Origin of the sequence: Butyrivibrio sp. LC3010 (assembly GCF_000424385.1) — a bacterium.
Taxonomy (GTDB): Bacteria; Bacillota; Clostridia; order Lachnospirales; family Lachnospiraceae; genus Butyrivibrio.
Map to the genome: position 1 here is coordinate 23,534 of NZ_AUJU01000016.1, position 20,190 is coordinate 43,723.

General features: G+C 39.8%; 19 protein-coding genes. 16 read left to right on the forward strand and 3 right to left on the reverse strand.

The features are described from left to right. Nucleotides 1-106 precede the first annotated feature (106 nt). The 4 genes from G622_RS22630 to G622_RS25745 all read left to right on the forward strand — a co-directional run bounded on the left by G622_RS22630 (nucleotide 107) and on the right by G622_RS25745 (nucleotide 2,869). Entirely contained in the window at nucleotides 107-535 is a 429-nt protein-coding gene (locus G622_RS22630) for a flavodoxin family protein (protein ID WP_044957544.1), read from the forward strand. Nucleotides 536-616: 81 nt separating this feature from the next. Continuing rightward, nucleotides 617-1,306 carry a hypothetical protein gene (locus G622_RS0111460; protein WP_026510846.1) on the forward strand — a complete coding sequence of 230 codons (690 nt, stop codon included), beginning with the start codon at nucleotides 617-619 and terminating at the stop codon, nucleotides 1,304-1,306. 38 nt (nucleotides 1,307-1,344) lie between these two features. Beyond that, the gene (locus G622_RS0111465; RefSeq protein ID WP_044914916.1) at nucleotides 1,345-2,712 is read left to right on the forward strand and encodes an MATE family efflux transporter; all 1,368 of its coding nucleotides are present in this window, start codon (nucleotides 1,345-1,347) and stop codon (nucleotides 2,710-2,712) included. Beyond that, a complete protein-coding gene (locus G622_RS25745) occupies nucleotides 2,705-2,869 on the forward strand; it encodes a hypothetical protein (protein ID WP_155831468.1) in 165 nt (54 codons plus the stop codon). The genes G622_RS0111465 and G622_RS25745 overlap by 8 nt, the downstream gene beginning before the upstream one ends. Nucleotides 2,870-3,100: 231 nt before the next feature. Here the strand turns inward: G622_RS25745 and G622_RS25265 are convergent, their stop codons facing one another. After that, nucleotides 3,101-3,367 (reverse strand): HAD family hydrolase, encoded by a 267-nt coding sequence (locus tag G622_RS25265; RefSeq protein WP_081675284.1) that lies wholly within the window; start codon nucleotides 3,365-3,367, stop codon nucleotides 3,101-3,103. A gap of 397 nt (nucleotides 3,368-3,764) precedes the next feature. Between G622_RS25265 and G622_RS0111485 the strand changes: the two genes are divergently transcribed. The 6 genes from G622_RS0111485 (at nucleotide 3,765) to G622_RS0111515 (ending at nucleotide 8,299) form a co-directional block, all read left to right on the forward strand. After that, nucleotides 3,765-5,396: an ATP-binding cassette domain-containing protein gene (locus G622_RS0111485; protein WP_026510848.1), complete on the forward strand. Its 1,632-nt coding sequence runs from the start codon at nucleotides 3,765-3,767 to the stop codon at nucleotides 5,394-5,396. Then, entirely contained in the window at nucleotides 5,393-5,533 is a 141-nt protein-coding gene (locus tag G622_RS25750; protein WP_155831469.1) for a hypothetical protein, read from the forward strand. Before G622_RS0111485 ends, G622_RS25750 begins: the two co-directional genes overlap by 4 nt. Before the next feature lie 133 nt (nucleotides 5,534-5,666). After that, entirely contained in the window at nucleotides 5,667-6,533 is an 867-nt protein-coding gene (locus G622_RS0111495) for a YitT family protein (protein ID WP_026510849.1), read from the forward strand. A 258-nt stretch (nucleotides 6,534-6,791) separates the two neighbouring features. Then, nucleotides 6,792-7,268 (forward strand): hypothetical protein, encoded by a 477-nt coding sequence (locus G622_RS0111505; RefSeq protein ID WP_026510850.1) that lies wholly within the window; start codon nucleotides 6,792-6,794, stop codon nucleotides 7,266-7,268. Nucleotides 7,269-7,339: 71 nt separating this feature from the next. Beyond that, entirely contained in the window at nucleotides 7,340-7,570 is a 231-nt protein-coding gene (locus G622_RS0111510; RefSeq protein ID WP_196814209.1) for a helix-turn-helix transcriptional regulator, read from the forward strand. 228 nt (nucleotides 7,571-7,798) lie between these two features. Further along, nucleotides 7,799-8,299, forward strand: a complete 501-nt coding sequence (locus tag G622_RS0111515) for a DUF2798 domain-containing protein (protein ID WP_026510852.1) — start codon at nucleotides 7,799-7,801, stop codon at nucleotides 8,297-8,299. A gap of 237 nt (nucleotides 8,300-8,536) precedes the next feature. On the opposite strand, the gene G622_RS0111520 is transcribed toward G622_RS0111515, so the two are convergent. After that, nucleotides 8,537-9,781: a 6-phosphofructokinase gene (locus G622_RS0111520; RefSeq protein WP_026510853.1), complete on the reverse strand. Its 1,245-nt coding sequence runs from the start codon at nucleotides 9,779-9,781 to the stop codon at nucleotides 8,537-8,539. Nucleotides 9,782-10,124: 343 nt separating this feature from the next. Between G622_RS0111520 and G622_RS0111525 the strand changes: the two genes are divergently transcribed. Next, entirely contained in the window at nucleotides 10,125-12,032 is a 1,908-nt protein-coding gene (locus tag G622_RS0111525; RefSeq protein WP_026510854.1) for an EAL domain-containing protein, read from the forward strand. A gap of 42 nt (nucleotides 12,033-12,074) precedes the next feature. Here the strand turns inward: G622_RS0111525 and surE are convergent, their stop codons facing one another. Beyond that, nucleotides 12,075-12,791 (reverse strand): 5'/3'-nucleotidase SurE, encoded by a 717-nt coding sequence (surE, locus tag G622_RS0111530; protein WP_026510855.1) that lies wholly within the window; start codon nucleotides 12,789-12,791, stop codon nucleotides 12,075-12,077. A 243-nt stretch (nucleotides 12,792-13,034) separates the two neighbouring features. Here surE and G622_RS0111535 point away from each other — a divergent pair, with 243 nt between their 5' ends. The 5 genes from G622_RS0111535 (at nucleotide 13,035) to G622_RS24635 (ending at nucleotide 20,183) form a co-directional block, all read left to right on the forward strand. Beyond that, nucleotides 13,035-14,174 carry a glycosyl hydrolase family 8 gene (locus G622_RS0111535; protein WP_026510856.1) on the forward strand — a complete coding sequence of 380 codons (1,140 nt, stop codon included), beginning with the start codon at nucleotides 13,035-13,037 and terminating at the stop codon, nucleotides 14,172-14,174. Between the two features lie 22 nt (nucleotides 14,175-14,196). Continuing rightward, the gene (locus tag G622_RS0111540) at nucleotides 14,197-15,384 is read left to right on the forward strand and encodes an acyltransferase family protein (protein ID WP_026510857.1); all 1,188 of its coding nucleotides are present in this window, start codon (nucleotides 14,197-14,199) and stop codon (nucleotides 15,382-15,384) included. A 272-nt stretch (nucleotides 15,385-15,656) separates the two neighbouring features. Further along, nucleotides 15,657-16,526, forward strand: a complete 870-nt coding sequence (locus G622_RS0111545) for a transporter substrate-binding domain-containing protein (protein ID WP_026510858.1) — start codon at nucleotides 15,657-15,659, stop codon at nucleotides 16,524-16,526. Between the two features lie 11 nt (nucleotides 16,527-16,537). After that, nucleotides 16,538-17,641, forward strand: a complete 1,104-nt coding sequence (locus tag G622_RS22640) for a BMP family ABC transporter substrate-binding protein (RefSeq protein ID WP_049945813.1) — start codon at nucleotides 16,538-16,540, stop codon at nucleotides 17,639-17,641. Next, nucleotides 17,634-20,183 carry a response regulator gene (locus G622_RS24635; RefSeq protein WP_026510859.1) on the forward strand — a complete coding sequence of 850 codons (2,550 nt, stop codon included), beginning with the start codon at nucleotides 17,634-17,636 and terminating at the stop codon, nucleotides 20,181-20,183. The genes G622_RS22640 and G622_RS24635 overlap by 8 nt, the downstream gene beginning before the upstream one ends. Nucleotides 20,184-20,190 lie beyond the last annotated feature (7 nt).

The following is a 20,190-nucleotide window of genomic DNA, read 5'->3' on the forward strand; positions in this document are numbered from 1 at the left end:
TTTTAAAATAGCCCAAAAGCTTGCATTCATTAGACTCTTGAATCCGGATACAAATATGATACAATTGCATTGCGTAAAATATGGCTGAATTTAAGAGGTTTATATCATGAATATTGTAGTAAGATATTGTTCAAAGACACCATTTGGTAATACAAGAAGGATAGCAGAGGCTATTGCGGAAGGTGTAGGTGTGCAGGCAGTGAGCATTGCTGACGAGCCAAAGCTTAATGAAAAAGCAGACATTTTTTTCCTTGGTGGAGCGCCATATGCAAATATCATGGCTCCTGAACTTAGGGAGTATGCTAATAACATTGATCCTTCTATGGTATCAAAGGTGGTTCTTTTTACAACTTCAAACTGGTCAAGAAGAACGGTACTTGCCCTTAAGAAAACTCTGAAAAGCAAGGGGATTTCTGTGTGTGAGGAATATTTCTTTGCTCATATGCTCAAGATAGATGAAAAGATTGAGGAAGCAAGGGCATTCGGGCAAAGAATGGCAAAGAGGAAATTGCCCACAAGAAGTTATTTTATTTAAAAGGTACTATATCCGCCACCTGATAAATGTGATAGTTTCATATAAACACTGATGAAATGAACGATCACAAAGGTGAACGGGATGAAGAAATCTACCAGAAAAACCATCATAGCAATTCTTTTGGTAAACTGCATATTAGTTGCAGTGGCAGTATGTGGAAAAATACTCAGCAGATTTGATTACAAGGATCATTTTGATGACATTGTAATCACTGTTAATGATAAGGGAATAACACTTAGAGAATTTGGATATTACATCTATGAGGTGGAAGCATTTGTTCAGAAGCAGGCGCTTTTATATGATCCTGAAAATCCCAAGCATTGGTGGAATACTCACTTTTCAGCGGGGCTTGATTCACAATTTGTTTGTGATTATGCTAAAAAAGTTGTCATAAATACGTGCATAATGGATGAAATCTATTATGAGGGTGCAATTAGCAAGGAAATCACATTAAGCAGTTTAGAAGAAAACGAAATTCGTGACGAAGCAGAAGAAATGCTTGATAGTATGAGTCCCGATCAGCTCGAAGCTACGGGACTGAATTTGTCTCTAATAATCAAAATAAAGCAAAAGCACGCTCTGGCTTCAAAGTTTGCTCAGTATATCGTGGAAAATGGGGATTTTTCAGGATATTCCATGATGCCGGAAAAACTGGTAAACTGGGATGGGGAATACTATCTGGAAGAGATTTTGCCGGGGCAAAATGTTGTGACAAATGACAGGATTCTGGATAAAATAGCTTTGGGGAAAATTACCGTGAATAATGATTAGAGCCATCATTGCCACGGAGATGTATTGAGGGAACAGGTATGAATGAGGAACGCGATCTGACTAAGGGGAAACCATTATCACTGATTTTGAGCTTCGCCTTGTCATTGATAGTTGGGAATATTTTTCAGCAGCTCTACATTATTGTAGACAACATCATTATAGGCCGGAAAGTAGGCGCCGAAGGGCTATCTGCCATAGGCGGAACTGAATGGTTTATTTTTTTGGTAAATGGATTTGTCATAGGCTTGATCCAGGGATTTTCAGTTTTACTGGGGAATAAGTACGGGGAAAAGGATGAAACCGCTTTTTCTCAGTACTATAAAAAAGCTAAGGCAATCTGTTTTGTTCTGGCTATATCTTTAGTGGCGATTCTTTTAAGCACTTCCGGATTTGTACTAAGGGCGCTTGATACAAAAGAGGAAGTGTTTTCTTTTGCCAAGATCTATGTTGATGTCATATTTTTGGGGCTCCCTTTTCTGATATTTTATCAGTTTTTCGCAGCAGTTTTAAGGAGCAGAGGAAACAGCAAAATTCATCTGATGGCAATGACAGTTTCTTCACTGTGCAACATTGTTTTGGACCTACTGTTTGTAAGCGTTTTGAATATGGGCACAGGCGGGGCTGCTCTTGGAACAATCCTTTCAGAATGCCTTGTTATGATTATCTGTGGTTATAACGTTTATAAAAACAGGCAGAATATTTCTAATGTTACCCCTGGAAAAGGTGCCGGCTCTAAAGACGGATTTACCGTGGTAAAAGAGCTGATGACAATCGGCCTTCCCATGGCACTTCAGAGTGTGATCACGGCAATAGGTGGTCTTATTGTTATAAATAGAATCAATCAGTATGAGCTCTCATTTCTCACCGGATATACCATAGCGGGAAAAATATATGTGCTTCTTGAGATTGCAGCCTCTTCGTATGGACTTGCTGTAGTTGCTTATGTTTCTCAGAATATGGGTGCAAGAAATTATGAGCGTATTCGCAGCGGAGTAAGAGTAAGCGTGCTGCTTGGCATCATCACGGCTCTTTTGTGTTCAGCTGTAATGATCATTTTCGGGCAGCCTTTGATGAAACTGTTCATGGATGCTGAGACTGCGAACGAGGCAGTTTTTTCTTATGGCTATAAGTATCTGCAGGTTCTGGCTGCATTTTTCCCGCTGCTCTATATTTTATATATTGTAAGGTCGACATTGCAGGGTATGGGAAACAGCATAATTCCTATGCTTTCAAGCTTCGCACAGCTGATAATGAGGGTGAGCTGCGCACTTATTTTAACCCGCTTCATCGGATACTATGGCATCTATTTCGGGGAAATCTGCGCCTGGGCACTTGCTGATTGCATTCTGATATTTACATGTTTTCTGTCATTGCGGAGTGTTGGGGAACTGCGGGTAAATGAGTAAATGGGTAGTAAGTGGGGTGTTATCTTTTCTGCTACTATGTGGGGGATTTATTCTGCTACTATTGGTGGAAATGGAAATGGTGGTAGGGGAAGATGTGGGATGTATACTGCTTCTATGTGAGGATACTGGAATAGTAGCAGTGGGAAAAGGCAGTTGAGATCGCAAGAAAATTTGATGAAGCTCCTGTCTATGATATTTCCACAGGTGCCAGTCTGTGGCTTAGTAAAGTCACGGAAGATGCACCGGTTGCCTTTGAAGAAACGGGGCCCTGCGCTATGAAAGCACTTGAAAAAATATTGAGCGATTTTGAGGCGGATTTTACAGGTGATGTAAAAAAGGCTGCAAAGAGTGTACGGAATTATATGATGCAGAAAATAACTTAGGGCGTTCAAATCTTCAGAATATACCCGATTTCCTTTGCCAAATCAACCATGAAATCTGCACCTGAACGCATCATTTCTATAGGGTTGCCGTATCCATAAGTCACAGCGATGCTGTCTACACCCGCACCAACAGCTCCTTTAATATCATAGGCGGTGTCACCTATCATCACGCATTCACTCTTATCCAGTCCATATTTTTCTATGGCAATTTCTATGAGACGCTTTTTATCAGAACTGTGATGAGTGGATAAAGTTAATTGACAATGCATCATTAAATGTTATCATATCATTATAAAAATTTTCAGAAAGAGCACTCATGTGCAAAGGTGAAGAAATGCGGAATTGATAATCATTTTTAAGTTAACACGATTTATGACCTGGGAACAGGTTTGTTTGTGTACGCTTGAAATGATTAGAGCAGATCATCTGACGAAGTATTTTTCGTTTGATGTGAGCTCTGCAAGTCCGACCGTGATGCTTTATTAGTCCGGTGGATTTTGTTATCGCTATAAATTCCTCATTCTTACATATTTGCCGAATGGCTTATATATAGGTTTGTTTTAGCGAGTCTGTTTTTGCGTACACATTGTATGCAGAAACAGACTTTTTAATCATATAGGAAAATCCGTTGGATTTCCTAATCCTGCTTCTGCAAGGAAGGAGAGATATATGGCACAGATAAATGTAACCGGCCTTACTTTTGGATATGAAGGCAGCTTTGATAATGTTTTTGAAAATGTTTCTTTTATGGTGGACACCAATTGGAAACTTGGATTTATAGGGAGAAACGGGAAAGGGAAAACAACATTCCTGAATCTTTTAATGGGAAAATATGAGTATCAGGGAAGTATAACTTCAAATTCATACTTCGACTATTTTCCCTATGTGGTTTCGGAAAATGACCTTGAAAAAACTCCTGATGAACTGATGGAGAAATGGAAGCCGGGGGTTGAGAGCTGGCGAGTAATGTGTGAACTGCCAAAGCTATCGGTAGAAACTGAGCTCTTGTACAGACCTTTTAAAACCTTAAGTTTTGGTGAAAGAACCAAGATTATGCTTGCTGTTCTGTTTTCCGGAGATAATGATTTTCTGCTTATAGACGAGCCCACAAACCATCTTGATATGGAGGCGAGGGACATCGTCAAAGCTTATCTTGCGGAGAAAAAGGGATTCATACTGGTTTCCCATGACCGAGATCTTTTGGATGCCTGCATAGATCATGTTCTTGTGTTGAACCGGGCTACCATAGAAGTGCAGAATGGGAATTTCTCAACCTGGTGGGATAATAAGGAAAAGGCGGATTCCTTCGCCAGATCAGAAAATGAAAAACATCTGAAGGAAATAGGCAAGTTAAAGGCAGCAGCTGACAGAACAGCAAGGTGGGCTGACAAAAGTGAGAATAGCAAAATAGGATTTGATCCTGTAAAAGAAAATGACAGATCAATATCAACAAGGTCTTTCATTGGTGCAAAGACCAAGAAAATGCAGTCGAGAGTAAAGTCCTTTGAGGATAGAATGAACAGGGAAATCGAAGAAAAAGAAGGTCTCCTTCAGGATATCGAGGAAACTATAGATTTAAAGATCATGCCACTTAAGCACCACAAGGAGAGGCTCATTGAATGCAGAGATTTGTCACTTAAGTACATTGATGGGAATGAAAATGTGATAGAGAATCTGACATTTGAAGTGCTTCAGGGTGAACGGGTTTTTCTCAGCGGTGCGAACGGCAGTGGAAAATCCAGTTTGATAAAGGCGATATTATTTCAAAATGCTAATTTTGCGGGTGGAAATGGTGTTAATGACTTCATGGGAGGATATGATGCCGATGCGGATGTCATCAGGAGAGAAGCTACGGGAAAAAACGGCAGCCATGCTACAGACTCACAGAGTATGGGAAAACTGTCACTTTCCGGTGAACTTAAAGTTGCCTCCGGACTTAAGATATCCTACATAAACCAGGACACTTCTCATTTGAAGGGGAGCTTAATGGAGCATGCACAAAAAAATGGATTGGATTACAGCCTTCTTCTTGCTATTTTACGGCAGCTTGATATGAACAGGGAACAGTTTGCCAAGAATATTGAGGACTTTTCAGAGGGACAAAAGAAAAAGGTGCTCATAGCATCAAGCCTTCTTACACCTGCTCACCTTTACATCTGGGACGAACCGCTAAATTATATCGATGTGTTTTCAAGAATGCAGATAGAAAGGCTTATTGAGAAATATGCACCCACTATGCTTCTTGTGGAGCATGATGTAAGGTTCAGAGAAAAACTTTCATCAAAAGAGATTTTCCTATGAGGACCAGAGTAAAAGACGTTACTGTTCAGACAGCTCTGCGCACTTGCTGCGCTGAGCGTGAGAATGTTCTACGTCTTGAATATAGGATTTGCCCCTTTGCCGAAGGCAACTGGAATGGGCAAATCCAGTTGCTGTGAGCACCGTAAGGTGTGAACAGTAACTAAAAGATAAAGTTTGGAATTACAGCTTTTATATTTGTAATGTATTATTTTAGCTGTATAATTATAGCGCAAAATCTTGATAAACTGGCTATTGAAGAGGTAAAAGTTAATGAAAAAAGTTGCACTTATAAAAGAAATATTGATTTTAACACTGGCTACTATAATAATCGGAGCAGCGGTTTTCTTTTTCCTTATGCCGAGTCATGCATCTGTCAGCAGCATATCGGGATTATCAATTGTACTGACAAATTTTATACCGCTGTCGGTTTCAGCCATAACAATGATACTCAACGTATTTTTGCTGATCATCGGTTTTATCACCTGCGGTACTGAGTTTGGATATAAGACAGTATATACGTCTATTTTATTGCCTGTGGTGATTGGAGTATTTGAGAAAACTTTTCCCGATTTTACCTCATTTACAGGGGATGCAACTCTTGATGTTGTGTGCTATATATTCTTTGTAAGTATAGGAATTGCGATTCTTTTTAACAGAAATGCGTCCTCAGGCGGTCTTGATATTGTGGCAAAAATCATTAACAAGTATCTAAGAGTGGATCTTGGTAAAGCAATGTCAGCAGCCGGACTGTGCGTAGCTGCTTCGTCAATACTTGTCTATGATGCCAAGACCCTGATACTCAGCATTCTGGGTACATATTTTAACGGTGTCATTCTGGACCACTTCATTTTTGATCAGAAGCTCAAGAGGAGGGTATGCATTGTTTCTCCTTTTGAAAAGGAAATAAGAAACTTTATATTGAATGAGCTTCACAGTGGAGCAAGTATATACAAGGCTATCGGTGCATATCGAATGCAGGAGCACAACGAGATCATAACCATCGTGGATAAGAGTGAATTCCAGAAATTGATGGCATTTATTGATAAGGTGGATCCACAGGCTTTTGTTACTGTATATAAGGTAAGCGAAATGCAGTACAGATCCAAATCCATGCCGGAGAGGATTTTTGAGGATTGATAATGTAAAGAAGGTAATGCAATACGCTTATATCTTTTGCAATGATCTTTTCAAATGCAGCAGCTATGTCCACACAGATAATCACAGGACACCTTGTGGGAGCCGGAAAAACTGATGAAGCATAAAAAAACCTGAAAAAGGTACTATATATTTTTAATCATGCGTATGTTAGTTTCATAGTAGGAACACGTTTATTGCACTCGATATATCGTTTGCGGGTATTTGCAGGTGCAGCGATTTTTACAAAGGAGCTTATCTATGAAAAAGAATATACGCATGATTTTGCTTGGAGAACTACTGCTTTTCATAATTCTGTTTACTGTTCTTATGGTAGGAGGAAGTTATGGGATGTCAGCTGTATGGTGGTTTCTCGATTTTCCGTCACTTCTGATTATCCTGTTGGTTTTTATCCCGGGACTTATGATCATGGGAGAGTGGAAGGATTTTCTTAAATCCTTTTCTGTGGGGATTAAGGAGTATCGCCTTCTGGAACTTAAGAACATAATAGGAGCTGTGGATGCAGCCCAGAAACTGACTGTATTTGCGGCTCTTTTTGCTATTATTATTTCAGGTGTGCTGATTCTTGGACACATTGATGATCTGTCGCTGATTGGACCTAATCTGGCTGTATGCTTCCTGTCAGGATTATATGCGGTTATCATTGAGTTCTTTCTTCTTCCATTAAAGCTTAATGCTGAGCGGAAAATGAATGAAGAAATGGATCTTGGTGAGTGATAGAACTTTAACCGGCATCGTTCATAATAGATATGTGTGGTGCCATAATGATATATAGTGTGGTTATGAAAATGAAAGATCCGGGTATAACAAAAGCGAAGTATCTTCAGGTGGCCGGCGGTTTTGGACTTACCAAGAGAGAGCTGGAGCTTGGATACTTAAAGGTACATGGCTTTTCAAATAGAAGAATTGCATATATGCTTGGTATTTCTGAACAGACAGTAAAAAATCATTTTACTCATATATACGAAAAGGCGTGGGTTCCCGGACGAAAGGAATTCATTACGTTGTTTTTACAGTGAATATTATTCATATAGGAAGGCAATGACTTGAAATAAAAAAGGTATTACATGAAAAATTAATATCTGTTATAATGGCATCCGTATCGGCTCTGCAAAGAGAATCGATATCAGTAATAATAAATATCGAAGATGTAAAGCTGGTATCATTGGAAACGAAACACCTTACGGGTGATAACGAACAACACGCCTTAGGTCTTCCCCTGGTAAAGAGAAAGGAGAACCCCGGGTATGTTACCACAGAATAAGTTTCAGGATGTTATTTTCACAATATTAATGGCCGCCGTTATGGTCTATGCAATGATTTGCTACAACATTTCGCTAAATGTAGGCGGAATGCAGAATTTTGTATTTCTTGCAGCCTTTAAGGAAATGATAATCATGTTGCCTGTTGCAGTAGCTATAGAGCTTATATTTGTTGGAAAGCTTGCGCAGAAGCTGGCATTTAGATTTGTCACTCCGGGAAAAGACCCAATGATCATGACGATTCTTGGTATTTCCGCAATGAGTGTTGTTCTTATGTGTCCCTGCATGAGCCTTGTGGCTACATTCCTTTTCAAGGATGCAGGCTTTGAGTTAATTGCTGTATGGATTGAGACAACAGTAAAGAATTTCCCCATGGCACTTTGCTGGCAGATATTCTTCGCAGGACCTGTTGTACGTGGAATTTTTGGATTCTTTGTAAAAAAGTTTTCTAAGAATAGCATGGTAGAAGTCAAAAAGGCAGCCTGATAAATGAAATGAATAAAACAATTAGTAAAATCGCCAACCATTTGGAAATCAATATTTCCTGATGGCTGGCGATTTTTTGACTAGGTACGACGATTGACGACAACGCAGCAGAAGACAATTTAGACAAGTAATAAAGTCGATTTATTTGATGACAGTAGCACTAGCTGCGGCGCCTGAAGACAATACAGCACATCTTAGAATTGGTAGAAATAGTCCAAGTGATTGTAAGATGCTGTACTATCCCAAAATTGAATTCAGATGTGATATATCCAGATATTTCGGAAGCCCGTTTTCGTAAACCTGCTGAACCTCACCTGCAATGAGAGGCTTAAGGTAATCTACAAATTCAGAAGTTATATCATTGCCTTCTTTTGTTATCCAATCTGTCGGAACTGATTTTGCTTCGTTGGCTATATTTTTAATCTGGGCATAGCTATAATCCACTTTGTAGGGATCATTGCTTATTCTGTTCAGGACAACCATACATCCTGTCTGTCCTTCTTCAGACAAAGCTACAGCTTTTTTACCCTGTGCAAAAGATTCATCAAGATCGGTTTTACTTGCCATGTGTGCTGCGCATCTCTGAAGTACATTGATCTCCACTGAGCGTACCTTTACATCGATGTTCTCTTTTATAAGGAACTCAAGAGCTTTACCTGCGCCGGAGAGCTGCTGATGTCCAAAGGTATCAGCCATTGCCTTGCTGGATGTGATATAGTTGCCTTCCTTATCTCTTATACCCTCAGATACTGCAACTATTACATTATTGCGCTTGGAAAGCTCGCTGCGGACATCTATAAGGAACTGCTCCTTATCAAAAGGAACCTCCGGAAGGTAAATAAGGTGAGGCGCAGATGAATAACCGTTTCTCGCAAGAGCTGATGCTGCGGTAAGCCATCCTGCGTCACGTCCCATGATTTCCACGATGGTAACTGACTTGACTGCATAAATGAAGGTATCATGAGCAATCTCTAAGACAGAGCTTGCTATATACTTGGCAGCAGAGCCAAAGCCCGGGGTGTGATCTGTAGAGCACAGATCATTATCGATAGTCTTGGGAACACCGATTATCTTTATGTCTGAACCTATTTCCCTGGCATAATTTGAAAGCTTTAAGACAGTATCCATGCTGTCGTTACCACCTATATAGAAAAAGGCTCCAATATTATGTTTTCTAAATTGTGAAAAGATAAAAGAATATGAAGAATCATCATCCCTGTATTCCGGGAGCTTATATCTGCAGCTTCCTAAATACATGGCAGGTGTGTGAGTTAAAAGGGTTATAAAATCAGAATCGCTTTGAGCTTTTGCGGTAAGATCCAGATAATTCTCAGATAATACGCCCAGGATTCCATTTATGGCTCCATAACATCGGTCATAGTTTTTAGATTCGATGGTAGCGCTAACCACTCCTGCAAGACTGGCATTGATAGCAGAAGTAGGTCCTCCTGATTGTGCAACAAGAACATTTTTATTGTCCATTAACAAGACTCCTCAATTTTTGCTTTAATTCTATCACTTCAAAATTCTGATGTCACTATGAAATACTTGATAAATGCAGTATTTATGCGGTTTATATAGTTTTACGAAACATTTGGCGTCTTTTTCGTTAATGTGCATATATTGCTATTTTTGCTCATTATAATGTGGATCAAAGAGAGCTTATTGGAAATCCCGTGGCAAATCCCTATGCTGTGAGCACCACAGCGATTAAACAACTAAGATTTAATAGTTATTTAATATAGGAATCATCAAATGTTTATGCCTCCTTTGCAGCTTCTTTGATACAATACGATTGTAGAAAAGTTGTGCAGGAGGCATTATTGTGAATTGGGAGTTTAGCTATGTAATTCCTAGCTTTCTGGTACTGATCATAGTGATGGGATATTATTATTCATTGCCCAGATTACCGATAAGGCTGAATAAAGTATTTCTTACAATAATGATAGCTGAAGGCTTAGTGATAATAACCGACATGATTTCCAGCTGGGCGGATAATGAGTATAAATTATTACCTGCCTGGCTTTTAGTCGCTCTAAACACCATGTTTTTTATCACTTTTCATGTTCGAACCTATCTGTTTTTTGAAATCACACTTGTACTTCTCAGAGCATTTAATCTGAGGAGTAAACTAAGCGTCTTGCTTATGAAAATTCCGTTTATTCTCACTGAACTTATAACCATTATAGGTGTTTATACAGGATACGTTTTTTATATTGATGGTACGGGATATCATCGAGGTCCTCTTCATTACATTGTTTATGTATGTCTCTATTTTTACTTGGGAGCATCATTCCTTTATATTTTAAAAAATTGGGACAGAATCAGGCGCAGGCAGGAGCGAGTGAGCATAATAAGTATTAGTGTTATTCTTCTTATTGGTTCATTTGCCAGAATATTACTGCCGCAGCTGCTGCTGTATGATACATTCTGTCTTATGGCCATACTTGTTATTTACCTGTCATACGGAAATCCGGAGTTTTATCTGGAAAGAAGGAATATGACTTTTAATAACAAGGCACTAAGGACCTACATTGAAGAAAATGAGGGTCGGGGTCAGTATAAAATCCTGTCTTTTGTTCTACGTGATTATCATGATTTGCGGGAAATCTATGGAACAGTGCAGATGAATCAGGGAATAGCACTGATTTCAGCCTATCTTAAGAAAAATTACCCGGATTTTTTAGAGTTCTATTATCAGAATGGACGGTTTGTTTTGCTTGGTGATAAGGATATGGACTGGGAGGATATCCATGAGGAACTGAGACACAGATTTATGCTTCCGTGGAAATCAGGTAATTCCGAACTGTATCTGGAAGCCGGTTTTGCGTATATGGATTTTGAGGAGGGCTATACATCAGCTGATGTTGTCTTAAATACAATAACCATCATGTTGGAAAAGGCTAATAAGCTCGGAGATGATTATAACATCCTTACCGACGATGATCCCTTGGGAGAGTACGAGGAGAGATTGTACTTAAAGCGTACCATGGAAAATGCCATCGATCAGAAAGCGGTGGAAGTATTTCTTCAGCCAATCATTGACGCAAAAAAGAGAACTCTTGTAGGTGCTGAGGCACTTGCAAGAATAAGAGACAGTGAAGGTAATATAGTTCCTCCCGGAGCATTTATTCCCATAGCGGAGCAGAATGGAAGAATAAATCAGCTTGGAGAGCAGGTTTTTGAAAAGGTCTGTGAGTTTATAGCAGATAATGAAATGGACAGAATGGGTATGAAATTTATCAATGTAAATCTTTCGCCTATTCAGTTCATGAGATCTGACCTTGGAAGAAGATTCCTTACAGATACACACAAGTACGGTATTTCCCCGGATAAAATACATTTAGAGATAACAGAGGAAGCAATAATAGACGATCAGCTTATGGATAAGCAGATTCAGATCATGCAGAAGGAAGGTTTTAAATTTGTTCTGGATGATTATGGAAAAGGGTATTCCAACCTGAACAGGCTAAAGAAAGGACCGTTCATAAACGTTAAGCTTGATATGGAAGTAGTATGGGATTATTGTGCTACTCAGGATCACGTAATTCCTATGATGGTAGAAGCTTTCAAAAAAATGAATTTCAGTATAACAGCCGAGGGAATAGAGACTGAGGAAATGGCAGTAAAGATGACAGAAATTGGCTGTGATTATCTGCAGGGCATGTTGTTCTCATACCCTGTTCCGATGGATGAGTTTATAAGAAAATATGGAAAAACAGATGAGACCTGATATATGGCCCCATCTGTTTTTAATTTCATAGAAATTCTTATTTTAACCGATATTATTTACTATTCCAAATGAAATATAGTTTTCAATCAGGGCTCTGAAGTCAGTGCCTTCTTCACATTTCTCGTTATAAATCCCATCTACCATGAGGCGAACTCCTCCGCCCTCAAAGTGTTCTACTACCTTGTATCTGTCTTTGTAAAAAGCACTTCTTGAAACGGCGACATTTTTTCTTACGCCTTTGAATTCCGACAAGGGACATCCGGGGAAATTAATATTTACAATCTGGCCGTAATCAAGCTTTACCTCAAGGGCTTCCTTTATCATATCCTTAAGATAGGCATTGGTTACTTCGTGGACATCATCGATATTTTCAGACAATGCAACAGCATGAAGCCCCTGAAAGGCGGCTTCAAATGCGGCGCCTGCTGTGGCTGAATACTGAATGTCGGTTGCGGCGTTGTAGCCATAGTTTATTCCGGATAATACGTAATGCGGCTTTTTAGGCATTACGTTAAGGCTTCCAACCCTGACACAATCTCCCGGTGTTCCGCTGCAGGAATATGCATGAACGCCTTCGACCGGAAAATCATGTGGGAAAACATCTATGGGCTCCCTTAGTGTTATGCTGTGTGATGCGGCACTTCTCTGATGAGCCGGGGCCACAACCCATACTTCGCCAAAATCCCTGGCAGCCGCTGCAAGGCGGCGAATTCCGCCGGCATCTATTCCATCATCATTAGTAATAAGAATTCTTTTCATGAACGTATCCTCTTCTTTGTGTATTGGCACGATTACTTCGTAATCCTGCCCTATCGGTCGGAACCATTCCGAATCATGACTTCGTCATGATGGTTCCTCCTTGCGAGTTGATTTTTTTTGATTATACCCTAAAAATGTTAAATAGCAAGAAACAACAAGGAAATAAGCAACATTATGACAGACAACAGACTCTAATAATGGGATTATTAATCATAAGTAAAACAATATGGGAAAGGATGGAAAATGGGAGCTTATAAAACAGGTAATTACAGAAATTTACTTAAAGAAATCGGTAAAAGCGATGCCGAAATAAAGGCCCGGATCGAAGAAGCCGTACAGACCTTTTTCTATGACGAGAATGAGCGTATATACCATGATGCCGGAGAGGATATGGGATACCTCACTGACACCGGCAATAACGATGCCAGGACAGAGGGTATGTCCTACGGCATGATGATGTGCGTTCAGTTTGATATGAAGAAGGAATTCGATCGCATCTGGAAATGGTCAAAGACTTATATGTTCATGGATGAGGGCGAAAACGAGGGCTATTTTGCCTGGTCCTGCCAGACTGACGGAACAAAGAATGCCTATGGTCCCGCTCCTGATGGAGAAGAGTTCTATGCCATGGCATTGTTTTTTGCATCCCACAGATGGGGCGACGGTGAAGGAATATTCGAGTACAGCAAGCAGGCAAGAGATATCCTGAGCGCATGTCTGCACAAGGGTGAAAACGGCAGACAGGGAGCACCTATGTGGAACAGGGATAACGGACAGATACTGTTTGTTCCGGGAAGTCCGTGGACAGATCCTTCATATCATCTTCCGCATTTCTATGAACTGTTTGCATTGTGGGCTAATGAAGAGGACAGGGAATTCTTCAAAAGAGCTGCAAAGGTCAGCAGAGAGTATCTTGTGAAGGCATGCCACGGTAAAACAGGTTTAAATCCAGAATATGCAAACTTTGACGGAACACCTATGGACAAGGAACTTCCCTGGGGAAGTTTTTGCGATTTCTTTAGTGATGCCTACAGAACTGCAGCAAATATAGGGCTTGATGCAGTCTGGTTTGGCGAGGATGAGGGACAGCTTAGTGTACCTCTTAAAATGATGAATTTCTTTGGAACTGATCTGGAGGCTGTAAGATGTGCATACAAGATTGACGGTACACCGCTTGAAAGACCGGTGCTTCATCCGCTTGGACTTTTGGCAACCATGGCACAGGGGGCTCTTGCGGCAGCAGATGAGGATTTTGAAACCGCTAAAAAATGGGTAGAGTGGTTTTGGAATCAGCCACTTAGAAAGGGCCAGCGCAGATACTATGACAATTGCCTTTATATGTTTGCGCTTCTTGCACTTTCAGGTAATTATAGAATCTATTAAAAAAGGGGAGGTTTTTTAAACAATGGGGAAACAATTAATTTATTCGGTGTATTTTATACTGCCGATCATTTTGCTTTGGGGGGCAAAACCTGCAAAACGGGGCGAGTGGAATGACAGCTTTGCGCTTGATCAGACAAAGGTATTCCAGGGATTTTTGACAATTTGCATCATGCTTCATCACATAGGACAAAAGACCTGTGCTTCATGGCTTTTTCCTAAAAGCAGAATAATACCGGGACTGGAGTTCTTTGTTCCGATAGGATACATTCTTGTTTCATTTTTCCTGTTCTTCAACGGATACGGGGCATACAAGAGTTATCACACAAAGAAGAATTATCTTAATGGTTTTGTGAAAAAGAGAGTGTTGCCGGTAGTCCTTTCACTTTACTCCACAACTGTGATTTTCTTTATTGCAAGACTCTTAGTTGGTGAAAAGATGGATCTGCCCGGAGCGCTTTTGTATCTGTCAAGCATTAAGCTCTGCAATCCTAACACATGGTACGTAATTGTACTTCCGTTCTTCTACCTGGCTTTTTATTTTTCATTCAGATTTATTAAGAAGGATGGGGTTGCAGTAGCTGCTACTACAGCATTTGTGCTTCTTTACATTCTGGTTGGAACAAGCATAGATCACAACGATTACCTTATCAGAGGTGAATGGTGGTGGAACTGTGTTCACATGTTCCCGATCGGAATCATATTTGCTAAGTATGAGGATAAGATCATTCCTCACCTTAAGAAATACTACTGGGTATATGCCATTGTAGCTGTTTTGGCGGTTTATCCTTTATATCTGTATTCAGTATACGCACAGGATGCATTCTCATATTATGGTGAGAACTTCTTTGCGCCTGACAAGGTAATGAGAAGAAGACTGACACTCCTTAGCCAGGTGTTTGTAACTACTGATTTTGTTTTTGCAGCACTTCTTCTTGGCATGAAGGTGAAGATAGGAAACAGGTTCTTAAGATTTATGGGAACATTAACCCTTGAGTTCTATCTGATACACGGACTGTTTGTAGAACTTTTTGATCATACCTTTGACGGAGGAGTACCCTCTCCATTCCCGATCAGAAATGTATTCTTGTATGTAATTGCCGTGTTTGCACTGGGTTTACCTTCAGCTATTCTTTTAAAGAAGCTTCATCAGGTTATACTGGGCACCGGAAAAAAGAAAGCAGAAAATAAACTTCTAAATAAGGCTTCTTAGAATATTGGGCGATTATTCCATAGTGCGTTCAAGAAGTAATGACTTCTTGCGGGCAAAAGCGGAAATCGCAGGCAATAAAATTTAATATACCGGTAAGGGTAATCGACACATGAAAACCATCATACATGAGGCTGCAAAGGCAGGCATGTACGATGGTTTTTTTATCGTAACTTAATGTCTTGTTTATCACAATTTTATAGGAATGGGAGATAATAAATTTATGATGATTATTAACATGTCACAAGCATGTCCATTTTTAAGAGGATCGATTTATGAGAAAAAGAGTGCTCTCTACATTACTTATTGTAGCTCTTTCAACACTTATGCTGGTAGCCTGCTCAAATAAGAAGGATTCACTTGTGGGCTCTGATGCTAAGGCGGGAAACAGTAATATCAAAGTTATAGATATTCTTTTGACAGAGGAAGAGTATGGGATCGGAGTTGATAAGAATAAGCCTGAATTATTGGAGGCTATTAATAGTTTTATAGAAGAAGGATTAACCAATGGCAAGTATGAAGAAATAACCGGCCATTATTTTGGTGGTGAAGGGGAGCCTGTTCCGATATATTCAGCTGATAAAGATAAATCAAAGGATCAGCTTATCGTTGCAACAACAGGAGATTTTGAGCCATTTGATTACGATGATGGGGATAAACACTATGGCATAGACAAGGAACTTATAAATGCTATAGCTGAAAGTCTGGGAAAAGAGCTTGTGCTTGAGTATATAAATTTTGAAATTTTATTTGCCACTGTAAATCAGGGAAAATGTGATGTCTGCATAGCAGGCATAACGATAAACGATGAGCGCAAGGAATATGTGGACTTTTCTATTCCCTACTTCCATGCAGGGCAATGTCTTGCCACCAGAAAGGATAATACAGAACTGGATTATGCCAAGACTTTGGAGGATATAGAGAAAAAGCTGTTGGAATTTGATGAGAATGTGGTTATTGCTGTAGAGACAGAAACGACAGGCGAAGATTATCTTAATGGTAAGGAAGGGACCTTTGAAGGCGTTAAGTGCAAAATACTAAGATGTCCCACTTTGAGGGACTGTCTTATAGAACTTAATAATGGAAACGCAGATTATGTAATAGGAGATTCTGCAGTATTAAAGTATCTTATTGCCAATGGATGAGAAAATGAAACATGAGAAAAATTAGAGACTACATCGGAATTATAATTTTCATAATTATGTTGGTAGTTCTATTAGGCCTCCTGGCAGGCCTTATTTCCATGTATAAACCCGCCAAAAAAAAACAGATTATGGTTGGGGCGGTATTTATTGATGACATTGATGACGACGGATGGAATGAGGGGCATTACAACGCTATTCTTGCGTCCTGTGAGGAATACAATTACAAATTGCATATTGTTACAAATGTAAAGGAAACTCTCGCTGATACAGAAAAAGCTGTTGATCAGTTGGTAGAAAATGGTTGTAATGTCATTTTTCTTACAAGTGGCGGTTTTGGTAAGGAAGTATATCCGGTATTTGAAAAGTATGAGGATGTGCAGTTTTATACTATAGCTGCAGATTCAGAACCGTCTAATGCAATCTCGTATTTCCTTAGAATTTATCAGATGCGCTATCTTTCCGGAATACTTGCAGGAATGAAAACGAAGAGTAATGTACTTGGATTTGTTGCTGCTTCAAATACGCCGCAGGCTAACAGGGGAATAAATGCATTTTTGCTCGGGGCCAGAAGCGTGAATCCTGATGTTGTTGTTAAAGTCAGATTTCTTGGGACCTGGACTGATGCAGAGGCCGAAGAAAAGGCGGCCAGAAGACTCATATTGGAGGATGGTGCCGATGTAATAACATATCATGCAAGCATCCACACTGCTGTGGATGCTGCGGAAGAGCTGGGAGTGTATTCAATCGGCTATAACAATCATAATACAAGCTATTCAGATAATTATCTGGCATCAATTCTATGCAATTGGGATGTTTTATATGGTGAGATATTAAGTGATTTTACAAAAGGAAATATTTCTGACGACAAGTATTACTGGAGAGGAATAGTGTATGATGCAGTGGGACTTTCTGAGCCATCCGATGCGGTCACGGAAGAGATGAAAGAACTTGTAAGAGAGCGAAGAAAACAGCTGAATCAGGCTGACGATGTGTTTAGAGGAGATCTTATCAGCAACAAAGGAAAAGTAATGTGCAGACAGGGAGAAAGGATAACTGACGATGCTCTCCTTCATAGAATGAACTGGTTTTTGGAAGGAGTGGAAATATATGATTAAGAAACTCCGTTATTTAAATAATCAGATCATGGCTGTGCTGGCAATCTCTCTGCTGGTTTTGGCAATGCTTGGTGCTTTTCTCTATATGAGTATAACCAGTCATGTGGATGAAATCACAAAAAAGCTCCTGGCAGATTCGGCTAAGGCTGCAGCGAATTACTATCAGAAAGAGCTTATGACAGAAATGAGAACCTTAGAGCACATTTCAATTATTCTGGATGATAAAAATCCTGACAACCAGACTTCAAATATTGAACGTACAAAAACTCTGATAAACGATGTTTTTGACAAAGAACCCAGTGTTTTGGTTGGGGTTATAGATGCAGACGGCAAAGCTATTATTGGAGAAGACTTATCTATTTCAGAATATCAGGGCATTCTTTATACTTTGTGCGGAATAGCAAATGTAAGCTACTTAATGACCGGAGCAATTCTGTTTTCTTATCCGGTATTGAATGAGGATAATGTTCACTATGCAGTTTACGCGATGTGCTCTGCTTCATATATCAGGAAATATCATAATCTTGGAACCTTCAATAATATTGGAAATGTATCTCTTATTACTAAAGATAATGATGTGGTAATTTCGTTTAACAATAAGGAGGAAGGTGACGAGGCGTTTTATAACAGCAATTCTGTAAGAGAAGTATTTAAGAAGCTTAGGGTCGGACAAAAAAGTGAATCCGTAAATGTTGAAAAAGTGGAAACCGTTAAAGGAGAACTGCTCTTTTATACTGCTGAAATAAAAGACACACCATTTGTGCTGGCAGGTACTATTGATTATGAAACAGCTGCAGGAGAGATGGATACACTGGTGTGGTCGATAATGAGTGCATATGGTTTGTTCGTGTATCTTGCTATGATACTGGCTATTTTCCTGATCATATCTTCTGTTAAGGTACGTGAGAGTGACGAGCTTAGAAATGCCAAGCAGGTGGCTGAGAAAGCATCTAAGGCGAAGGGTCTTTTCCTGGCAAATATGTCTCATGAGATCAGGACTCCCATTAATGCGATTCTTGGTATGGATGAAATGATACTGAGAAATACCAGGGATAGAAAGTTGATTCAGTACGCATACAGTATTAAGAGCTCTGCCAATTCCCTACTCTCACTGGTCAGTGATATTCTTGATTTTTCGAGACTCGAGGCAGGGAAACTAAAGCTTCGTAACGAGCCATATCACTTTGCATCTCTGCTCACGGATGTCATTGTGATGATCAAAGACAGAGCTGACTCGAAGGGACTTTACTTTAACATCGCCGTAAATAAAGAAATGCCTGATCAGCTTGTGGGTGACAATACCAGAATCAAACAGGTAATCATAAATCTGCTTACAAATGCCGTGAAGTATACCAAGACCGGCGGTGTTAATCTGGGTGTTGATTTCATAAAAGTTGATGAAAATGAAATAGATCTTAGCGTAAGCGTCAAGGATACAGGAATAGGACTTAAGCAAGAGGATTTGGACAAGATATTCCTTGCGTTTGAGAGATTTGATGAAAAGAAGAACAGTACTGTTGAAGGCACCGGTCTTGGAATGAGTATTGTTAAGCAGATACTGGATGCCATGGGCAGTAATATTCATATTAACAGTATCTATGGTGTAGGAAGTGTGTTCTCATTTGTCATCAGGCAGAAGGTAGCAGATTGGGAACCCATAGGGGACTATGAGGATACTTCAGAGAAAGCCGCAGAACTTGAAGTATATAAGCCGGGACTGTATGCACCCACAGCCAGAATACTGGCAGTAGACGATATGGAAATAAACTTAAGAGTTGTCAAGGGACTGCTTGAGCAGACGGCTATAGTTGTGGATACAGCACTTAGCGGAAAAGAGGCACTGGAGCTTATTGCCAATAATAAGTATGATGTCATGCTTATCGATCACAGAATGCCTGAAATGGATGGCATTGAACTTTTGAACCGTATCAGGAATAACGCAGATAACCCAAATAAAGATTGCATTTGCATAGCACTTACTGCCAATGTAACTGAAGGAGTAAGGGATATGTATATAAATGCAGGCTTTAATGATTATCTGGAAAAGCCTGTCAGCGGAACGGTGCTTGAGGAAACACTTCATCAGTACATTCCTGCAGAAAAGCTTGAGAAGATTGAAGGAGACGAGGATGAAACATCTGAAGCAAACAAAAATCCTGGTGATTCAGAAGGAAATGAGAATGCACCTGAGGATAAACTGGGATCTATCCGCGATAAGGGAATCTTTTACATAGAAACCGGAATCGACTATGCAGGAACAGAGGATATGTATATTGATACTCTCAGGTTTTTCAGAGATACGATTGAAGAGAAGGCTGATGAAATAGAGAGCTTATACTACAAAGAAAATATTGAGGACTATACGATCAAGGTTCACGCGCTGAAAAGTTCAGCGAAACTGATTGGAGCCAATGATTTATCCGAGCACGCCAAACGTCTTGAAGAAGCAGGAAAGAGCGGAGATTTGGATTATATCAGAAACAATACCTACGATCTTCTTACAGAATTTCGCAATATAAGGGAGTTATTAGAAAAAATCTGATGGATGA

Excerpts from the sequence above, each read along its gene's own strand:
- G622_RS0111545 (WP_026510858.1), top strand. The coding sequence starts at position 15,657 with ATGAGAAAAAGAGTGCTCTCTACATTACTTATTGTAGCTCTTTCAACA.
- G622_RS0111510 (WP_196814209.1), top strand. The coding sequence starts at position 7,340 with ATGAAAGATCCGGGTATAACAAAAGCGAAGTATCTTCAGGTGGCCGGC.
- G622_RS0111535 (WP_026510856.1), top strand. The coding sequence starts at position 13,035 with ATGGGAGCTTATAAAACAGGTAATTACAGAAATTTACTTAAAGAAATC.
- G622_RS0111460 (WP_026510846.1), top strand. The coding sequence starts at position 617 with ATGAAGAAATCTACCAGAAAAACCATCATAGCAATTCTTTTGGTAAAC.
- G622_RS24635 (WP_026510859.1), top strand. The coding sequence starts at position 17,634 with ATGATTAAGAAACTCCGTTATTTAAATAATCAGATCATGGCTGTGCTG.
- G622_RS0111465 (WP_044914916.1), top strand. The coding sequence starts at position 1,345 with ATGAATGAGGAACGCGATCTGACTAAGGGGAAACCATTATCACTGATT.
- G622_RS25750 (WP_155831469.1), top strand. The coding sequence starts at position 5,393 with ATGAGGACCAGAGTAAAAGACGTTACTGTTCAGACAGCTCTGCGCACT.
- G622_RS22630 (WP_044957544.1), top strand. The coding sequence starts at position 107 with ATGAATATTGTAGTAAGATATTGTTCAAAGACACCATTTGGTAATACA.
- G622_RS0111495 (WP_026510849.1), top strand. The coding sequence starts at position 5,667 with ATGAAAAAAGTTGCACTTATAAAAGAAATATTGATTTTAACACTGGCT.
- surE (WP_026510855.1), bottom strand. The coding sequence starts at position 12,791 with ATGAAAAGAATTCTTATTACTAATGATGATGGAATAGATGCCGGCGGA.
- G622_RS0111540 (WP_026510857.1), top strand. The coding sequence starts at position 14,197 with ATGGGGAAACAATTAATTTATTCGGTGTATTTTATACTGCCGATCATT.
- G622_RS0111485 (WP_026510848.1), top strand. The coding sequence starts at position 3,765 with ATGGCACAGATAAATGTAACCGGCCTTACTTTTGGATATGAAGGCAGC.
- G622_RS0111505 (WP_026510850.1), top strand. The coding sequence starts at position 6,792 with ATGAAAAAGAATATACGCATGATTTTGCTTGGAGAACTACTGCTTTTC.
- G622_RS25745 (WP_155831468.1), top strand. The coding sequence starts at position 2,705 with ATGAGTAAATGGGTAGTAAGTGGGGTGTTATCTTTTCTGCTACTATGT.
- G622_RS0111515 (WP_026510852.1), top strand. The coding sequence starts at position 7,799 with ATGTTACCACAGAATAAGTTTCAGGATGTTATTTTCACAATATTAATG.
- G622_RS0111520 (WP_026510853.1), bottom strand. The coding sequence starts at position 9,781 with ATGGACAATAAAAATGTTCTTGTTGCACAATCAGGAGGACCTACTTCT.
- G622_RS25265 (WP_081675284.1), bottom strand. The coding sequence starts at position 3,367 with ATGATGCATTGTCAATTAACTTTATCCACTCATCACAGTTCTGATAAA.
- G622_RS22640 (WP_049945813.1), top strand. The coding sequence starts at position 16,538 with ATGAGAAAAATTAGAGACTACATCGGAATTATAATTTTCATAATTATG.